18 protein-coding genes are annotated in these 17,259 nt (G+C 43.3%); 10 read left to right on the top strand and 8 right to left on the bottom strand.

What is annotated here, in order from left to right; genetic code table 11:
• Positions 1-775 precede the first annotated feature (775 nt).
• The gene (locus tag BGI33_RS01420) at positions 776-1,003 is read left to right on the top strand and encodes a hypothetical protein (protein ID WP_174828777.1); all 228 of its coding nucleotides are present in this window, start codon (positions 776-778) and stop codon (positions 1,001-1,003) included.
• A 102-nt stretch (positions 1,004-1,105) separates the two neighbouring features.
• Here BGI33_RS01420 and BGI33_RS01415 read toward each other — a convergent pair whose 3' ends face one another.
• The 8 genes from BGI33_RS01415 to gshA form a co-directional block, all read right to left on the bottom strand.
• Entirely contained in the window at positions 1,106-1,660 is a 555-nt protein-coding gene (locus tag BGI33_RS01415; RefSeq protein ID WP_100089612.1) for a hypothetical protein, read from the bottom strand.
• Positions 1,660-2,313: a DUF484 family protein gene (locus BGI33_RS01410; protein ID WP_100089611.1), complete on the bottom strand. Its 654-nt coding sequence runs from the start codon at positions 2,311-2,313 to the stop codon at positions 1,660-1,662. Before BGI33_RS01410 ends, BGI33_RS01415 begins: the two co-directional genes overlap by 1 nt.
• Positions 2,310-3,170, bottom strand: coding sequence for a diaminopimelate epimerase (gene dapF, locus BGI33_RS01405; RefSeq protein WP_100089610.1), 861 nt, complete (start codon positions 3,168-3,170; stop codon positions 2,310-2,312). Before dapF ends, BGI33_RS01410 begins: the two co-directional genes overlap by 4 nt.
• 884 nt (positions 3,171-4,054) lie before the next feature.
• Positions 4,055-4,981, bottom strand: coding sequence for an AEC family transporter (locus BGI33_RS01400; RefSeq protein ID WP_100089609.1), 927 nt, complete (start codon positions 4,979-4,981; stop codon positions 4,055-4,057).
• A 119-nt stretch (positions 4,982-5,100) separates the two neighbouring features.
• On the bottom strand, positions 5,101-5,508 hold the full coding sequence (locus tag BGI33_RS01395; RefSeq protein WP_100089608.1) for a diacylglycerol kinase: 408 nt from the start codon (positions 5,506-5,508) through the stop codon (positions 5,101-5,103).
• A gap of 51 nt (positions 5,509-5,559) precedes the next feature.
• On the bottom strand, positions 5,560-6,531 hold the full coding sequence (gshB, locus tag BGI33_RS01390; RefSeq protein ID WP_100089607.1) for a glutathione synthase: 972 nt from the start codon (positions 6,529-6,531) through the stop codon (positions 5,560-5,562).
• Positions 6,532-6,598: 67 nt separating this feature from the next.
• The gene (gene trpS, locus BGI33_RS01385; protein ID WP_100089606.1) at positions 6,599-7,609 is read right to left on the bottom strand and encodes a tryptophan--tRNA ligase; all 1,011 of its coding nucleotides are present in this window, start codon (positions 7,607-7,609) and stop codon (positions 6,599-6,601) included.
• A 101-nt stretch (positions 7,610-7,710) separates the two neighbouring features.
• Positions 7,711-9,072 carry a glutamate--cysteine ligase gene (gshA, locus tag BGI33_RS01380; RefSeq protein WP_100089605.1) on the bottom strand — a complete coding sequence of 454 codons (1,362 nt, stop codon included), beginning with the start codon at positions 9,070-9,072 and terminating at the stop codon, positions 7,711-7,713.
• 282 nt (positions 9,073-9,354) lie between these two features.
• Here gshA and leuC point away from each other — a divergent pair, with 282 nt between their 5' ends.
• The 9 genes from leuC (at position 9,355) to BGI33_RS01335 (ending at position 17,171) form a co-directional block, all read left to right on the top strand.
• Entirely contained in the window at positions 9,355-10,761 is a 1,407-nt protein-coding gene (leuC, locus tag BGI33_RS01375; protein ID WP_100089604.1) for a 3-isopropylmalate dehydratase large subunit, read from the top strand.
• A 95-nt stretch (positions 10,762-10,856) separates the two neighbouring features.
• Positions 10,857-10,982: an entericidin A/B family lipoprotein gene (locus tag BGI33_RS01370; RefSeq protein WP_080701765.1), complete on the top strand. Its 126-nt coding sequence runs from the start codon at positions 10,857-10,859 to the stop codon at positions 10,980-10,982.
• Positions 10,983-11,000: 18 nt separating this feature from the next.
• Positions 11,001-11,141 carry an entericidin A/B family lipoprotein gene (locus BGI33_RS01365; RefSeq protein ID WP_100089603.1) on the top strand — a complete coding sequence of 47 codons (141 nt, stop codon included), beginning with the start codon at positions 11,001-11,003 and terminating at the stop codon, positions 11,139-11,141.
• Positions 11,142-11,208: 67 nt separating this feature from the next.
• A complete protein-coding gene (gene leuD, locus BGI33_RS01360) occupies positions 11,209-11,850 on the top strand; it encodes a 3-isopropylmalate dehydratase small subunit (protein WP_100089602.1) in 642 nt (213 codons plus the stop codon).
• 96 nt (positions 11,851-11,946) lie between these two features.
• Complete coding sequence (gene leuB / locus BGI33_RS01355; protein WP_100089601.1) at positions 11,947-13,017, top strand: 3-isopropylmalate dehydrogenase; 1,071 nt, start codon at positions 11,947-11,949, stop codon at positions 13,015-13,017.
• Positions 13,018-13,126: 109 nt separating this feature from the next.
• Positions 13,127-14,440 (top strand): paraquat-inducible protein A, encoded by a 1,314-nt coding sequence (locus BGI33_RS01350; RefSeq protein ID WP_100089600.1) that lies wholly within the window; start codon positions 13,127-13,129, stop codon positions 14,438-14,440.
• Positions 14,437-16,074: an intermembrane transport protein PqiB gene (gene pqiB, locus BGI33_RS01345; protein ID WP_100089599.1), complete on the top strand. Its 1,638-nt coding sequence runs from the start codon at positions 14,437-14,439 to the stop codon at positions 16,072-16,074. Before BGI33_RS01350 ends, pqiB begins: the two co-directional genes overlap by 4 nt.
• Positions 16,074-16,610, top strand: coding sequence for a PqiC family protein (locus tag BGI33_RS01340; RefSeq protein WP_100089598.1), 537 nt, complete (start codon positions 16,074-16,076; stop codon positions 16,608-16,610). Before pqiB ends, BGI33_RS01340 begins: the two co-directional genes overlap by 1 nt.
• Positions 16,611-16,823: 213 nt before the next feature.
• A complete protein-coding gene (locus tag BGI33_RS01335) occupies positions 16,824-17,171 on the top strand; it encodes a hypothetical protein (RefSeq protein ID WP_100089597.1) in 348 nt (115 codons plus the stop codon).
• Positions 17,172-17,259: the final 88 nt, after the last annotated feature.

Below are 17,259 nucleotides of genomic sequence, written 5' to 3'. Positions count from 1 at the left end.
AATTGCTGCTATCTTAAATTTTGTATTTTAATAGCAGATGCATTCAGTAATAGATTAACAATTTTCAACTATTTGCTATACCAAGTCAAAATGTTAAATCCAACATGAAGACTGTAGAGTTTAAAACGGCAAATAAGCTGTCGCTGGTTATTGAGGTATTGAACGGTTGTATTATTAATAATACTAATCTGAATACATAAGATAATTGAATTGCAGATTTGAGGTTAATTACGACCACATGATGAGTATTCAAAAAATCATTTATAAAACGCCTTTTTTATACAACCACAGTCAGCAAAAATGAGGTACTTCGTTCCTATATATGAAATAAGTACTCCGTTTAGTAACAGTTGAAAAGTTTATATGAGGCAATAAAGCCACAAACATGCAAACATGTTGTAAAAAAGCAACTGATGTTTATTTTAACAATTTGGATATGTAATCACCTAACTGTAAAATTATTGTCGAATATTATTTACTTTTACTAAATTTTATCAATATCTTATATTTTTAATTTTACCAATCGCCTGTAATTGCATACAGAAGCTTGTATATCATCAAACAGCATTTTCAATTAGGCAACAGACTTTACCAACCGCCTTATTTAACAAAAATACACGCATGGCTGATTGCATTAGTTTGCAAGGCGGGGCATAATTCGATTTGCACAAGTTATGCGCACTATAGCTATTTGTTGATGAAACGATATGGTGTGCAAAAACTGGACTTCCATCATTAAAGTAATACTTTTTGATACAGATTAAGGTACATAATCATGAAAAAATCTTTGTTAGCTGCTGCTGCCCTGATGTCTTTGTTCTTGGCTGCTTGTACTAAAGACGAAGCAGCTCCTGCTGCTTCTGCTGCTTCTGAAGTTGCGGCTCCTGCTTCTGAAGCAGTTGCTCCTGCTTCTGAACCAGCAGCTGCCGCTTCTGAAGTTTCTGCTCCTGTTGTTGCTTCTGAAGCTGAAGCCGAAGCTTCAGCAGCTGCTGCTTCTAAATAAGCACACACAAATCAAAAAAGCCAGACTGTTTAGTCTGGCTTTTTTGTTATGTGATTTTTTAAAACAATAGAAATTATCTTAGGTGTTCATTACCAATCCTAATTACAATTTTCCTCTAAAACTTAACGTCATATATACCAGCTGTGTAAATAAACTGAAAAGCAGCAAAGTCTGCCAACGCCATATTGGCTTTTCGTTATCAGCGCCACGCAAAAACAGCATCATCATCAATATCCATTGACTACCAATCCAGAAAATCGGTTGCCAGGCAAACATCTGGAGCAAACTTACCAGAAAAGGGATAATCAGAGCAGCTTTTGTTATCAGGCACAGAACTAAAGCCAGACAAATAGCCAATGATCCAAGCTGTAACCAGCAACTGTAGAACAACATAGTTAAATAAGGGCTATTCCTGAGTTTGCGGCCTTGGTGCATAGCGAAACATGACCCTAGCAATACGTACACAGGCACCAGAAACGAATTTACCGGCTTAAAAGGACCAGCAATACCCGGCAAAATCTCACTACTGATGTTGGTCAAAACCAACCAGACAGTTACTGATGCCGCCAACCAGCCATCAAGCTGATATTTGCAGCATTGCCAGACAAACAGTACAGCATATATCAGTACAACAGCATTACTTATTAGTGTACCCATTAGCGTACCAATTTCAGCAAACGCGCCAGAACAATAGCCATATTATCAGCCATGGCTGTTACCCATTCAGTGGCCATATCGGGAGCAAAATGCGCTTCATTTTCATGGCCAATAACCAGTATGGCAAGCACTTGATCTTTCCAGAGCAGTGGTAACTGTAAAAAACTTTCCAGACGTGGCTGCGCAGGTAATAACTCTAATAAAGCCGCTGCCGGCAAGGCACCACAAACAGGAGCAGTTAATTTTTCACTAATGGCTTTAATTCTGTTTTCAGCCAGTAAAGTTACAGGCACACGCACATTTTTTGGTATATCGGCAACAATTTTCAGCGCATAGTAAGATAAAGCAAATTCATTCTTCAACCCATCCCTGATTGCACACTGCCACTGTGTCACTGTATTTACAGTAAGCAGGCGCTGATCAAATGCCATAAATTTAGCCATCAGTGTGTGATTTGCATCAGCATCACCCAGCATCTGAATCAGTTGTGAGGCCATTTTTTCGGTTTTACGCTGCATCACTTGCATCTTGCCCTGCTGAAATGACAATATCTTGCTTTCGATCGGGCGCAAATTAAACTCGGCAGCATGTTCGTACAGCCACTGTGGTTGTGCATGTAAAAAAGCACGCACTTTTGCTTCATCAATACTCATAAGTAATTAATCTCCCCCTCAAATACAGTCTGCACCGGGCCAGTCATCCAGACATGAGCATCTTCTGGCTGTTGCTGCCAACTAATCGATAGCAGCCCACCGGGTAAATTAACTTGTACCGGTTCATCATCGCCTAGTAAACCCAGACTGATTCCGGCCACTACCGCTGCACATGCACCGGTACCACAAGCCTGTGTTTCGCCAACACCACGCTCAAAGACACGCAAGCGAATCTGTTGTGGTGACAGTATTTGCATAAATCCCACATTAACCCGCTGTGGAAACTGTTTATGATTTTCAATTGCAGCACCCAGCCGATGTACTGGTGCCTGGTCGATGTCTTCCACAACCATTACGGCGTGCGGATTACCCATATTGATACAGGTCACATCAACCATATCAGTGCCAACAATCAGCTGATGGCTGATACGCTGGGCATCATCTTCATCAATGGCAGCAAACGGAATCTGTTCGGGTGCAAATAATGGCACGCCCATATCTACTGTTACTGTACCATCATCATTTAAATGCGGCACAATCACCCCACCGGCTGTTTCTACCACAATCTGTTGCTTGCTGGTTAGGCCTTTATCGTAGACAAAGCGGGCAAAACAGCGTGCACCATTGCCACACTGTTCCACTTCTGAACCATCGGCATTAAAGATACGATACCGAAAATCAGCTTTTGCTGTCTGCGGCGCTTCAATCAAAAGAAGCTGGTCGAATCCTACACCTGTATGCCGTTGTGCCCATGCAGCAATAGGTGCTGTTGTCGGGTCAAATTTCTGGTTGATACCATCAATAACCATGAAATCATTACCCAAACCATGCATTTTGGTAAATTTTAATCTAGTCATGTGCCATTCAATTTGTTATCACAACAGGTTTAAGCGGCTATGATACCGGTTTATAGTGATAACGATAAGTTTTGGGAAGCAGTAATCAGCCAATATCTTGATAGAGTAATGGTTCTAAAACGCTAAAGATAACCGTGTTATCTTTATTTAGTAGCCTTTTGATTGCTACGATAACAAAACAGTTTTTTGCTTCAATTATATACAACAGTTGCAAAAGCAAACTTCCTGTTATTATAGCAATAAATATTAAAACAAATATAAATAGCTTATGGTTTATTCTATTTGGGAGAGTTGGTAATAACACTGATTTGGGCAATCAAAAACAATATTTTGATGAATCAACCTGAATAGGCTGAATGTTTTTACCAATCAGAATATTCATGCCAAACAAGATAAGTAAAAAGTTATTCTATTCTTTTATTGAAATAATCGATAAAAACCCTAAGCTTTGCCAAATTTTATTAGTCTCAGATAGAGAAAACAAAATTGCCATGTAATTAATACTAGTTTAAACAGTATGGCACCCAGTACATAATGGATAAAGGTAAGATAATTGCCATCTATAATACTAGATACGGCATGTTTTGATACGAAGTACATAATTTCTCAGCCTACTACTGTAATCGGTAAATACAATGCACTTCTACATTTTTACGGTATGCATACTTTCGTACTATTGAGCCTGATTTAATTTAAAACTAATTATTATTGCTGTTCTCAGACTAAAAAGCATTAAGGAAATGGTAATAATTATAGCTACATCAGGTAACAGCTAGTATTGGGTGTATCGTTATCAAATTATGTGCCAACGTTGAAACCTATCTACCTGCCGCTCTCAAGTTCATTTATTACCTGATATCCTATTTAAACTATATTTATACTGCTTACAAATGTATTACCGGTGGCTGCACCAGCATCAGAACAACAGGCAAAGTAATCAGACTTAATACTGTGCTGATAAATGTTGCCGTAGATACCAGCTGTGGTCTGGTGTTGAACTGTACAGACAGTAAGGTAGTATTGGCGGCTGTAGGCATTGCCGCCAGCACAATGAGTACTTTTTTGGACATCAGGTCTATCGGCATAAAATACACCAGCAGTACTGCCCAGAGGGGTGAAATCAGTAATCTGATAACCAGTGCAAAGCTTATTTTGGCAACTTCAATTTGCCTGATATGTAATGTAGCCAATTGCATACCCAGAATCAGCATGATTACTGGAATAGATGAATCCCCTATCATGCCCACGGCCAGCATAATTTCTTTACTCAAGGGAATATGCAGCAATTGAAATATCAGCCCGAGCAGAGCACCATAGACAATCGGCATCCGTAAAACTTTTTTCAGTATCGTCCGCTGGCTGACACCTTCGACATCACTGCTGCCTTTGGCTGCATAATAGGTACCGAGAGTACTCATGATAAACTGCTGTAATACCATCAGGATAACAGCCACATCAAAACCGGCAGAACCGAAAAATACCAGAATAACCGGCGTACCGTAGTTACCGTTATTCATAAAGCATGACGCCAGAATCAGGGCGCAATTATCCTGATTCTGGTAATGACACACTTTCGACCAGAGATAAACCAGTATAATAAGCCCGACACATAAAGCCAGTACATAAAAGGCATAATAAGCATAGGCAGCAGTTAACTGATGGCTATAGAACGTTTTAAAGGCTAAAAATGGCGAAAGAATATACAACGACATTTTTGATAAACTGGCAATATCAAATTTTAATACTTTCTGCGCAATAAAACCTGTGACAAAAATACCGAATACAGGTAATAGAATTATCAAAAAATGCATTGTTTACTTTCTATTTTTCAGACAGCAGTCCAGATTTATATTCAGTCAGCAATTTTTGTAAAAAGTTAACAATACCCGCATCAGCAATTCGACTATCTATAGTAGAAATACAGTATTGTTTAAAACCAGTTAACCAGATAATCACGCCATAATGCCAATAACCACAAGATAGCCAGAAGTAGCATAGTTAACAACTGAGCGGCCGAAGCTGTATCTTTGGCACGTTTGGCCAAAGGATGTTTAGCCAACGAAGTATGATCTACGGCAGCCTCAATAGCGGTATTAAACAGCTCAACAATCCAGCTTAAAAATGAGGCCATAATCAATACCATCCGTGTCAGCATACCAAAATCCAGCACAAATACCAGTACAATCAATACGCTGTTTAATAATAACAACTGACGAAAACCTGACTCGCTACAGGCGGCTTTCAAACCGGCCAGAGAATAACCATAAGCATTGAATATACGGCGTAAACCTTTTTTACCTTTAATATTTGTGGCGTACTGATTGTTATTTTCCGACATGACAATAATTTTTCCCTTTTATCATCTGATTTTTATAAAATATATGAAAAGCTACACAGGTGAACCATGCAAGCGCGCAGCTTCTTCCACTGCATCGGCAAACAGTGCGGCTACATCACAATCGGTTTGTTTGGTAATTTCCTGAAAACCAGTTGGGCTGGTAACATTGATTTCAGTGAGATAATCACCAATAACATCCAGACCGGCCAGTAAAATACCTCTGCGTACCAGTTCTGGAGCCAGTGTTTCTGCAATCTGCAGATCACGTTCACTTAATGGCTGGGCTACACCTCTGCCACCAGCAGCCAGATTGCCACGCGTTTCACCCTGCTGCGGGATACGTGCCAGCGCATACGGCACTACTTTACCGCCAATAATCAGTATACGTTTATCGCCATGAACAATTTCGGGAATATAACGTTGTGCCATGATGGTGCGGCTATCCAGACGCATCAACATTTCCAGAATACTGCCAATATTTGGGTCGTTCTGTTTTAAGCGAAAGATGCCCATACCGCCCATTCCATCTAGCGGCTTGATAATAATGTCTTGATGTTCATTTAGAAACGCCCGCACATCAGCTGCGTGTGTAGTAACCAGTGTTGGGGCGGTAAACTCAGGGAAATCCAGAATGGCCAGTTTTTCATTAAAATCACGCATTGCCTGACCACTGTTATACACATAGGCACCCTGTTTGGCGGCCAGTGTCAACAATTGAGTAGCATACAGATACTGCATATCAAAAGGCGGATCGGTACGCATGATAACGGCATCAAAACGATTCAGTGGGCATTGCTGCGGTGGCAAAGAGTTAAACCAATCATGATCATGCTCATCTCTGGCATCAGTAAAGCTGAACTCGCTCGCACTGGCGACAACACATTCCTGTTGCACACTCAGCTGACTGGCTAATGTATGAAACAGTTTCCAGCCGCGTCTGGCCATCTCCCGCATCATGGCATACGTGGTGTCTTTATAGGTTTTAAAACCTGCCATCGGGTCGGCAATAAATAGGATTTTCATTGAGTTTACCTGTCGGATTGTTTATCCGGCAGGGAGAGTCATTTTCCCTTCCGGATAAAAATGTACTCTATTTTAATGAACGGATACCCACTGCTTCGCGTACTGCCTCCAGCAGCGGCTGTGCCTGCTGGCGCGCTTTTACAGCACCAGCCTGCAAAATATCTTCAATCAGGGCAGGCTGTGCGTTCAGTTGCGCAAAGCGTTCACGCTTCTCAGCCAGTTCCTCATTGATTTTTGCCGCCAGAATTTTCTTGGCTTCACCCCAGGCCAGTCCATCTGCGAGCATCTGTGTGAACTGGTCGGTTTCTGCTGGTGTGGCAAATGCCTTGTAAATATCAAACAAAGGACTTTCATCCGGCTGTTTCGCTTCGCCGGGTTCTTTCAGATTAGTGACAATCTTATTAACTGCTTTCTGCAATTTCTTTTCAGACTCAAACAGCGGAATGGTATTGCCATAACTTTTGCTCATTTTACGGCCATCCAATCCCACAAGTGTTTCAACATTGTCATCGATTTGCGCTTCCGGCAAGGTAAACAACGGTCTGAAACGATGATTGAAACGGCCGGCAATATCGCGAGCCATTTCCAGATGCTGAATCTGGTCACGCCCCACGGGTACTTTATCTGCATTAAACATCAGAATATCCGCACTCATCAGCATCGGATAACAGAACAGCCCCATTTCAATACCATGATCCGGGTCTTCCTGCCCTTTTTCAGCATTATCCTGCATGGCTGCCTTATAGGCATGTGCGCGGTTCATCAGCCCTTTAGCGGTATTGCAGGTAAGAATCCAGTTTAATTCCATTATTTCGGGAATATCTGTCTGACGATAGAAAGTGGTACGCTCTGGGTCGAGACCGCAGGCAAGCCAGGTTGCCGCCACCGCTTTTGTGGATTCGTACACTTTTTCAGGTTCATGACATTTAATCAAGGCATGATAATCTGATAAAAACAGAAATGATTCCACGTCAGGGTTCAGGCTGGCCTGAATCGCCGGGCGAATTGCCCCAACATAATTGCCCAGATGTGGTATCCCACTGGGGGTAACGCCGGTTAATACTCGAGTTTTTTTCATTAGGTATAATACTTTATCAATTAGCGATTTACTAAAACTGAAGCTGATTTGCTGAGTTCTGAAAATCAGCGCAACAATACAATCAAGGCAGTTCAGGTAAATTAAACAGTCGGTTCAGGCATATTTTCCAGTTCAATTGCTGCGGCCAGTAAAGATAATCTGGCCAGTACGCCATACACATACAAGCGAGTACTTTCGCAATCATTAGCCTGAGTAATAGCATCTGTCTGCGGTATGCTCAGCTTTTCCCACGGCTTAAACTCGCGTTTGCTTACAGTTTCTTCTTCAGCATTTTGCGTTTCCGGTGAAGCGATATTACATTTCAATGGGACAAAATGCATACCTATAGCATTAAGATTCTCATCAGGCCCGCGATCCTGATGCACGCGATAAAAGCCACCGATAACGAATCTATCCATCATGTATACCACTGGTTCGGCTGTTGCGCCTTGCAGTGTTTCATAAGTATAGATACCTTCCTGCACGATGACTTCGCTAACTTCCAGGCCTTCTTTGATTTTGGCCATTTTATTGCGTTTTTTGCGATTGAGTCCACGCACTTCATCAGCAGAATGCACGCTCATCACGCCCATACCATAAGTGCCGGCATCAGCCTTAACAATAACAAAGGGCTTATCCTTAATCCCCAGCTCATCATATTTGTGCTGAATACGCTGTAACAGCCGTTCTACGGCTTCGGCCAAGCGATTTTCTCCTTCATGGCTAGTGAAATCGAGACCGCTGCATACTTCAAAATAGGGATTGATTGTCCATTCATCTATACCTACCAGCTGGGCAAATTCTGCCGCCACTTGGTTGTAGGCCTGAAAATGGGTACTTTTACGCCTTGTGGTCCAGCCAGCTTTCACTGGGGGTAACAATGTCTGCGCCAGACCCTGTAAGATGTCTGGCACACCACCGGACAAATCGTTGTTTAGCAGAATCATACATGGCGTAAACCCATCAGCGAGCTGCAAATGGTTTCCCTGTCGTTGTACCGGTTCCAGTGTGATGTGGTCACCAAGTGCGGTTTCAAGCGTGGTCACCTGAGTAATTTCAGGATTTAATGTACCAATACGAACATCTAAACCAACATGCCGCAGAATTGAATACAATGCATAAACATTTTGCAGATAAAAAGTATTCCGCGTATGGTTTTCGGGGATTAATAATACCGACTTCGCTTCAGCACAGGCACGTTCCACCGCATCCTGCGCCGCTACCGACGCCAGAGGCAGAAAAGCAGGATTCAGATTATTAAAGCCGCCGGGAAACAGATTCATGTCTATACTGGCCAATTTATATCCGCTGTTGCGAATGTCCACCGATCCGTAAAAAGGAGCGTGGTGATGTCGCCATTGAGAACGAAACCATGATTCAATTTGGGTTTGTTTGGCTAAAATTGCACGTTCAAAATTCTGCAACTCTATACGATGCGCTGCGGCCACATCCGGTAAACTCATATTTCATTCCTTTCTACATTCACACACAGCATTTTTTGCTTCATATGGCAGTCATCATTATAACAATAAACGACAATTCAGCAGAAAATAGCAAATATAATCATTATCAGAAAATTATTTAGATATGTCAGTTTAGTTAATTTAGACATTTCGTCTAAAATTACCTAAATTTTTTGCTTATATTTGCTGATTATTTTATTTTTAGACAAAAATACTTGTAAAACTGTCTTAACAGTATTAAGATTCCTCACACAGAAATCATAACAAAACAAAGCTACTACAATGAACGCACAAACCCTGTATGAAAAACTGTGGAATAGCCATATTGTCCAAGAACAGGCAGATGGCACAGTATTACTTTATATCGACCGCCATCTGGTGCACGAAGTAACCAGCCCGCAAGCATTTGAAGGCCTGAAACTGGCGCACCGTCCGCTCTGGCGCGAGCAAAGCATTGTGGCCACAGCTGATCACAACACCCCTACTGATCACTGGGATGAAGGCATTACTGATCCCATATCCAAACTTCAGGTCAATACGCTGGATAAAAATATTCAGGATTTCGGCGTACAGAAATATTATCCATTTAAAAATATCAATCAGGGAATTGTCCATGTTGTTGGCCCGGAACAGGGTGCGACTCTACCGGGCATGACTGTAGTATGCGGCGATTCACATACGTCCACACATGGCGCATTCGGTGCACTTGCTCATGGCATCGGCACATCAGAAGTAGAACATGTCATGGCAACACAGTGCATTACCGCCAAAAAATCACAAACCATGCTGATTGAAATTAATGGCAATCTCAAACCCGGCATTACCGCCAAAGATATTGCCTTATATATTATCGGCCAGATTGGTACAGCTGGCGGAACCGGCTATGCAATTGAATTTGGTGGCGAAGCCATACGCAATCTATCAATGGAAGGGCGCATGACACTTTGCAATATGGCAATTGAAGCCGGTGCCCGCTCTGGTCTGGTGGCCGTAGACCAGACAACCATTGATTACATCAAAGACCGTCATTTTGCACCCAAAGGGGCATTATGGGAACAGGCTGTCAGCTACTGGCGGACTCTGGTGTCTGATGATAGCGCGCATTTTGATAAAACCTATCATTTTAACGCAGCAGATATAGAGCCTCAGGTAACTTGGGGCACATCACCGGAAATGGTTATCGCAATAAACAAACAGATACCCGACCCGGCAGCAGAGGCTGATCCGGTTAAGCGCGAAGGCATGCAGCGCGCCTTACAATATATGGGATTAACTGCCGGCACACCAATAAATGAAATTCCTGTTGATGTGGTATTTATCGGTTCATGCACCAACGGGCGCATTGAGGACCTGCGTATGGCCGCCAAAGTCGCAGAAGGGCAACACAAGGCAGATAATGTTAAAAGAGTATTGATTGTGCCCGGCTCTGGTGTAGTTAAACAACAAGCGGAAGAAGAAGGTCTGGACAAAATCTTTACTGCGGCTGGCTTTGAATGGCGTGAACCGGGCTGCTCAATGTGTCTGGCCATGAATGCAGACCGCTTACAGCCACAGGAACGCTGTGCTTCTACTTCCAACCGCAATTTTGAAGGCCGGCAGGGCAATGGCGGGCGTACTCATCTGGTTAGTCCGGCCATGGCAGCCGCAGCAGCAATTACCGGATATTTTACCGATGTGCGACAGATATAAAGTGAATAACTTGCAGTTTTAGGCCAGCAAGTGCATGATAAGCATGTAGTTCTGATTGAATTTGTTTACTTTTATCTTTGTTTAAGGAGTAAGGCATGAAAAAAATGTTGTTAATTGCTGCAATGGTTATGGCTGTACTCTCTGGTTGTCACACAATTCATGGAATGGGACAGGATGTAAGAGCCGGTGGCCAGCACTTGTCCAATGCTGCCGATAAATAATCATACAAGGATAAGATCATGAAAAAACTGATGCTTTTGAGTATTGCCATTGTTGGTTTTCTGGCAGGTTGTCATACTGTTTCCGGTGTGGGTCGTGATATTTCCTCCGGTGGCCAAGCAGTAAGTAATGCTTCTGACCACGTACGCTCAGAAATGTAACTGTACGCAAGCCCGTCAGGGCTTGCTCAAAATTCAATCATTAACTACACAATACTGAAATACCAGCATGAAATCTTTTACTACCCTTACTGCTCTGGTGGCACCTCTGGATCGCGCCAATGTAGACACAGATGCCATTATTCCAAAGCAATTTTTAAAATCAATCAAACGCAGTGGCTTTGGTCCCAATGCTTTCGATGAATGGCGTTATCTGGATCACGGTGAACCCGGTATGGATAACAGCAAGCGCCCCTTAAATCCGGATTTTGTGCTCAACCAGCCACGTTATCAGGGTGCACATATTCTGCTCACACGTAAAAATTTTGGTTGTGGTTCCAGCCGAGAACACGCACCATGGGCATTGGATGATTATGGCTTCCGAGCTATCATTGCTCCCTCTTTTGCAGATATCTTTTTTAATAACTGTTATAAAAATGGTTTATTACCGATTATTCTGCCTGAGGAAGTCGTTGACCAGCTATTCCAGGAAGTTGTTGCTCAGGAAGGCTACCAGCTCAGCATCAATCTGCCAGAACAAACCGTCAGCACACCCAATGGTAATCATTATCATTTTGAGATTACCGAGCATCGCAAACATTGTTTGCTCAATGGTCTGGATGAAATTGGCCTGACTTTACAACACGCAGATGCCATCAAGGCATATGAAACCAAACACCAGCAACAGCAACCCTGGCTGTATCAGCCTTAATTGAATCGGGTAAATTTTTATTTTTCTTTTATTCAGAATAAACAAACTGATGACCGCAAGGCCATTGGCAATTAATTAACATGCAGAAAGAATAAAATGAGTAAACACATTGCCATTCTTCCCGGTGACGGCATAGGGCCGGAAATCATTGCACAGGCAGTACGCATTTTAGACAAACTTATTGCAGATGGGCTGGATGCAGATTATCAATACGCACCGTTAGGGGGAGCTGCCTATGATGAATATGGCCACCCCTACCCCGAATTTACCCAAAATATCTGTCGTCAGGCAGATGCAGTATTACTGGGTGCCGTTGGTGGCCCACAATATGACAAGCTGGAACGTCCATTACGCCCCGAACGTGGTTTGCTGGCCATACGCAAAGACCTTAACCTGTTTGGTAATCTGCGCCCGGCGATTCTCTATCCTGAGCTGGCCAATGCTTCAACCCTGAAACCGGAAGTTGTTTCTGGCCTGAATATACTGATTGTGCGCGAATTAACCGGTGATATCTACTTTGGCGAACCCCGCGGTATTCATACTTTGCCCAATGGCGAACGTGAAGGCATCAATACCATGCGTTACAATGAAAGTGAAATCCGCCGCATTGGTAAAATTGCCTTTGAAGCTGCGCAGAAACGCAATAAAAAACTGTGTTCCGTTGATAAAGCCAATGTACTGGAAACTACCGAACTGTGGCGTGAAATCATCACGGATATGAGTAAGGATTATCCAGATGTCAGCGTCAGCCATATGTATGTAGACAATGCAGCCATGCAGCTAGTAAAAGCGCCCAAGCAGTTTGATGTGATTGTTACCGGCAATATCTTTGGCGATATTCTCTCTGATCAGGCATCCATGTTATCTGGTTCCATTGGCATGCTACCTTCTGCTTCTCTCAACGAAACAGGAAAAGGCATGTATGAACCTTCACATGGTTCCGCCCCTGATATAGCTGGCCAGAATCTGGCCAATCCACTAGCAACCATACTTTCTCTGGCCATGCTATTGCGTTACAGCCTGAATAATGAGCATGCAGCACAAAGCATTGAGCAGGCCGTGGGTAAAGTACTGGCACAAGGGTTGCGTACCAGTGATATTTTTGAAGAAGGCTGCCAGCGCGTTTCCTGTAGTCAGATGGGTGATGCAGTACTTACTGCATTATAAGTCAATTGCACATTGGCCTTAAATTACGTATATTAAACTTAACAGAGCAATTGCTACTCTGTTAAGTTATTTTTTTATATAGCTGCTTTCCCAACTGAAACCTGATATCTTGAGCTATCGTTCCGTACAATCAGCGCAACAGCCATCAACCAACTTGCCTGTTGGCAGCCTGCCTGCCCATCAAGTTGGCTGCCCCTGTTGTGGTCTGTCATTATTCATTCCTGTCCTGACTCCGGGTGAATCTGCTCTGTGTCCGCGCTGCCATCAGCATCTTGTACGGGTCGAAACACATCCGCTTGATACGCCGACAGCTTATGCCATAGCCTCACTGATTATCATGACCATTGTGTACACCCAGTTATACATGAGCATAGATTTGTTTGGCATGCATATAGAGTTAACTATTCCCTATATGGTAGCGTCACTGGCACAGCAGGACTATTCCCTGCTGGCAGAAATCATGTTTTTTCTTACCTTTGGTTCACCGGTACTGTTTCTGCTCTTGTGCCTGTACGTTTATACCGGCCTGCGCTATCAGCAAGTGCTACCGGGCATGTTATACGCTACCCGTACACTGGTACGTCTGCGCCACTGGATCATGGTAGATGTATTTTACATTGCTACGCTGGTGTCTTACATCAAAATCAGCGGTATGGCACAAATACACTTCGGGCTGGCTTTCTGGCTTATGATGGTACTGGCCATCCTGCTCATCCGCACCTCTCAGGGTGTACCCGAACACTGGATTTTTTATCAGATTCAGCGCCTTACTGGCCATGACCCAACATTACAAATCCATAACGCTGACACCATCAATTGTCATTACTGCCTGTTTGAACAACCGGATACCCAGAATGTCTGTGACGTTTGTGGTTCCTATTTAAGCCGGCGCAAACCTCTAAGCCTGAGTATCAGCATGGCATTTTTACTGGCAGCCATTATTTTCTATATTCCAGCCAATTTACTGCCCATGATGATAACCCGTTCCCCAGGTACCAATCTGGCCAGTACCATTCTTGATGGTATTGAATACATGTGGAATGATGGCGATGTACTCATAGCCGTAGTTATTTTCAGTGCCAGCATGGCCATTCCCGTGCTGAAAATCATATTCATGCTGGTATTACTTTACTCGGCTGCTTACCGGCCACTAATGTCTGCACGTAAATTAACCATGTTGTACCGCATTACCGAATCAATCGGACGCTGGTCAATGATTGATATTTTCGTCGTTATCATACTTATGTCAGCATTTTCCACACCACTGGCAAATGTGGCACCAGGTGCCGCCACCATTTATTTTTGCGCAGTAGTCATTTTAACTATGATCTCAGCACTCAGTTTCGACCCACGCTTAATCTGGGATGAGGTAAAACAACATCCATCTCATCATAAAAGTAGCACTAAAAGGCATTCATCATGAGCCAAACAGAAAATGAATCTACGCAAACAACGGCTACAGTAAAGCATACCCCACCATTTAATGTTCTGGTGTGGACTATCCCGGTATTGGCGTTATTAACAGGAGCTTGGCTATTTATCCAGCACCTGCGCCATACAGGACCGGAAATTACCCTGTACATTAACGATGCAGATGGAATTGAAATTAACACAACGGCAATCAAAGTACTGAATGTTACCGTGGGTAAAGTTACCTCCATCAGCATCAGTCCGGATGAAAAAGGAGTGCAGATCAAAGCGCAGATGAGCGCAGATGTCAAAGATATGCTGCGTAAAGATACCCAGTTCTGGATTGTCAAACCGCGCATAGACCAAAGTGGCATTACCGGCCTTAATACCTTGGTATCTGGCTCCTACATTGCCTTTACCCCCGGCCATAGCAAAGAAAAGGCCGAAACTTTTACTGTAGGAGATTTACCGCCAGTCAGTGCCATTTCCCAAAGCGGCATCCGTCTACGCCTGAAAGGTCACAGTGATAAGCTGCTAACGCCGGGCAGCCCCGTACTTTACGGCGACATCAGTGCAGGACGAATTGAAAAAGCCGATTTTGATCCCAAAGACAACAGCGTCCATTATCAGGTTTATATAAACAGTCCGTACGACAGTCTGATTGGCGACAAAGTTAAATTCTGGTTGCAGACCGGCATTCAGGTTACTGCATCAGGCGGTGGTGTGCACATCGATTCCGCTCCCCTGCCTGCCCTGCTCTCAGGAGCCATTGTTTTCAAAACCATGTTTGAAGGCAAAGGCAAGCCTGTTACCAACAATACCGAATTTACTCTGTATAACAGTGAACGCGAACTGGATAACCTGCCCACCAAACGTGCACAATACTACGTGGTATTTTTTCAGCAATCAGTGCGAGGCCTGAGCGTCGGCGCCCCAGTAGAGTATCAGGGAATCAACATCGGTTCCGTTGCCGACGTACCTTACTTCGCCCTGAATGACAGCCATAAACTATTCCAGCATGGCTGGATACCGGTACGCCTGCGCATCGAACCGGGACGCATGGAAATCAATGCCAGCAAACAGGATGATAAAATATGGCAGCAACAAATCCAGCAGGCACTCAATAAAGGTCTGTCTGCATCACTAGAAAAAGACAATCTACTTACAGGTAATCAGTATATCAGCCTAACACAGGCTCAACCCGGCAAGTCGCTACTCAAACCAGTAGCATACTACCAGGGATATACCGTAATCGGCACTAGCAATACCGGATTCGATATGATTCAGAATCAAGTATCGACGTTATTAACCAAACTAAACAACCTACCAATAGAGCATTCCATGCATCAGCTAGACAGCACACTGGCACAACTGAAAACTACTTTAGCCAGCGCTGACCGGCTTCTGGCGCAAAACAAAACTCAACAGCTACCGGCCGAGCTGGCTGCTACCCTGAAGGAGTTGCGTACTACCCTGCAAGGCGTATCCAGTACCTCTCCACTATATAGCGATATTCAGCAAACCCTGAAAAGCATTGATAGCACGCTGAAAGAGGCACAGCCGACACTGAAAACCCTGAAACAGCAACCCAATGCCCTGATTTTCAACCGCCGCGGGCATGACCCAGAGCCAAAAGGAGCCAGATAATGAAAATCCTGCTACCACTTGTCTGCGCCGCCACTCTGGCACTCAGCGCCTGTGCCAGCAATTCGGTAACCTATTACCAGTTACCCGGCAGTAATTATCAGTTGCCTGCCACCAGCCAGCGAACCCCTGTTCAGCTTAAAGTCGTACTGGCCGAACGTCTCAATCAAGGAAATCTGGTTTATCAGGACAGCCCAACCACCCTGCATTTTGCCCAGCAACATTTATGGGCAGATGATTTGGGCAATGAAATCAGTTTGGCATTAGCCAATGAACTGAACAAACAGAGCGCTCACTATCTGTTTACCCCTGAGAGCAAACCCAAAGCCGCCACACTAACTGTTTATATCCAATCCTTTCAGGGCAGCTACGATGGTTATATCTACATCAATGGCTACAGTAGCTGGCTGGGTACTGATGAAACAGGACAGAATTTTAACGTCCGCATTGCTCAGCAAGGTAATGGCTACAGTAATATGGTTAAAGCTCTGGCACAGGGATTAACCAGTGTAGCCCAAAGCATTGCTCCATATAATTAAGCATTAATCTGCACCACAGCAAACACAAAACCCGGCCTGTTAAAATAAACTATTAACTGGCCGGGTAATACATAACTAATTGCAAGACGCATAGCCTATTAAATCGGAAACACATCGCGACCTTTAAAAGCTCATCTGATTACCAAAGCGACAGCTTGAATTCAACACAGATATTACCTAATCAAGTGGTTGAAATCTCGATAAAGCCTAAAAATGGCAATTGGAGATAAAATGAAAATATTTAAGTACGCTATTTTATCTTTTTTATTATTTTCATTTGGTTACACCAACGCCAATCAAAATCAAAATAAAACCAATACTAATTTAAATTTTGCTGATTTCTCTGTTGAAACTAAAGCAAAAATAAAAAATGCAAACTTTGCTTATGAATATTTAGTTAAGGTTTATGGGTGTGGTGGTGGTGCAGTTTGTGGAGAAATCAGAAATTTACTTTCTAACACAGTTATTGCTTTACCTAATGCTTATTTAATAGAAGATGAAAATGGAGAGAACGGGTTTTCAATATGTAAATACCCCAAACTTAGTACAAGCTTCAAGTAGAAAATAATACTGCTTGTCTTAGGGTTTTATACTCAATCGGCGTCATATTATTTAATGCTTCATGAGGCCTTTCGGTGTTATAACTGGT

The sequence above is a fragment of the Snodgrassella alvi genome (genome assembly GCF_002777425.1).
Classification (GTDB): Bacteria; Pseudomonadota; Gammaproteobacteria; order Burkholderiales; family Neisseriaceae; genus Snodgrassella; species Snodgrassella alvi_B.
This window is presented reverse-complemented; position numbering and strand designations above follow the sequence as displayed.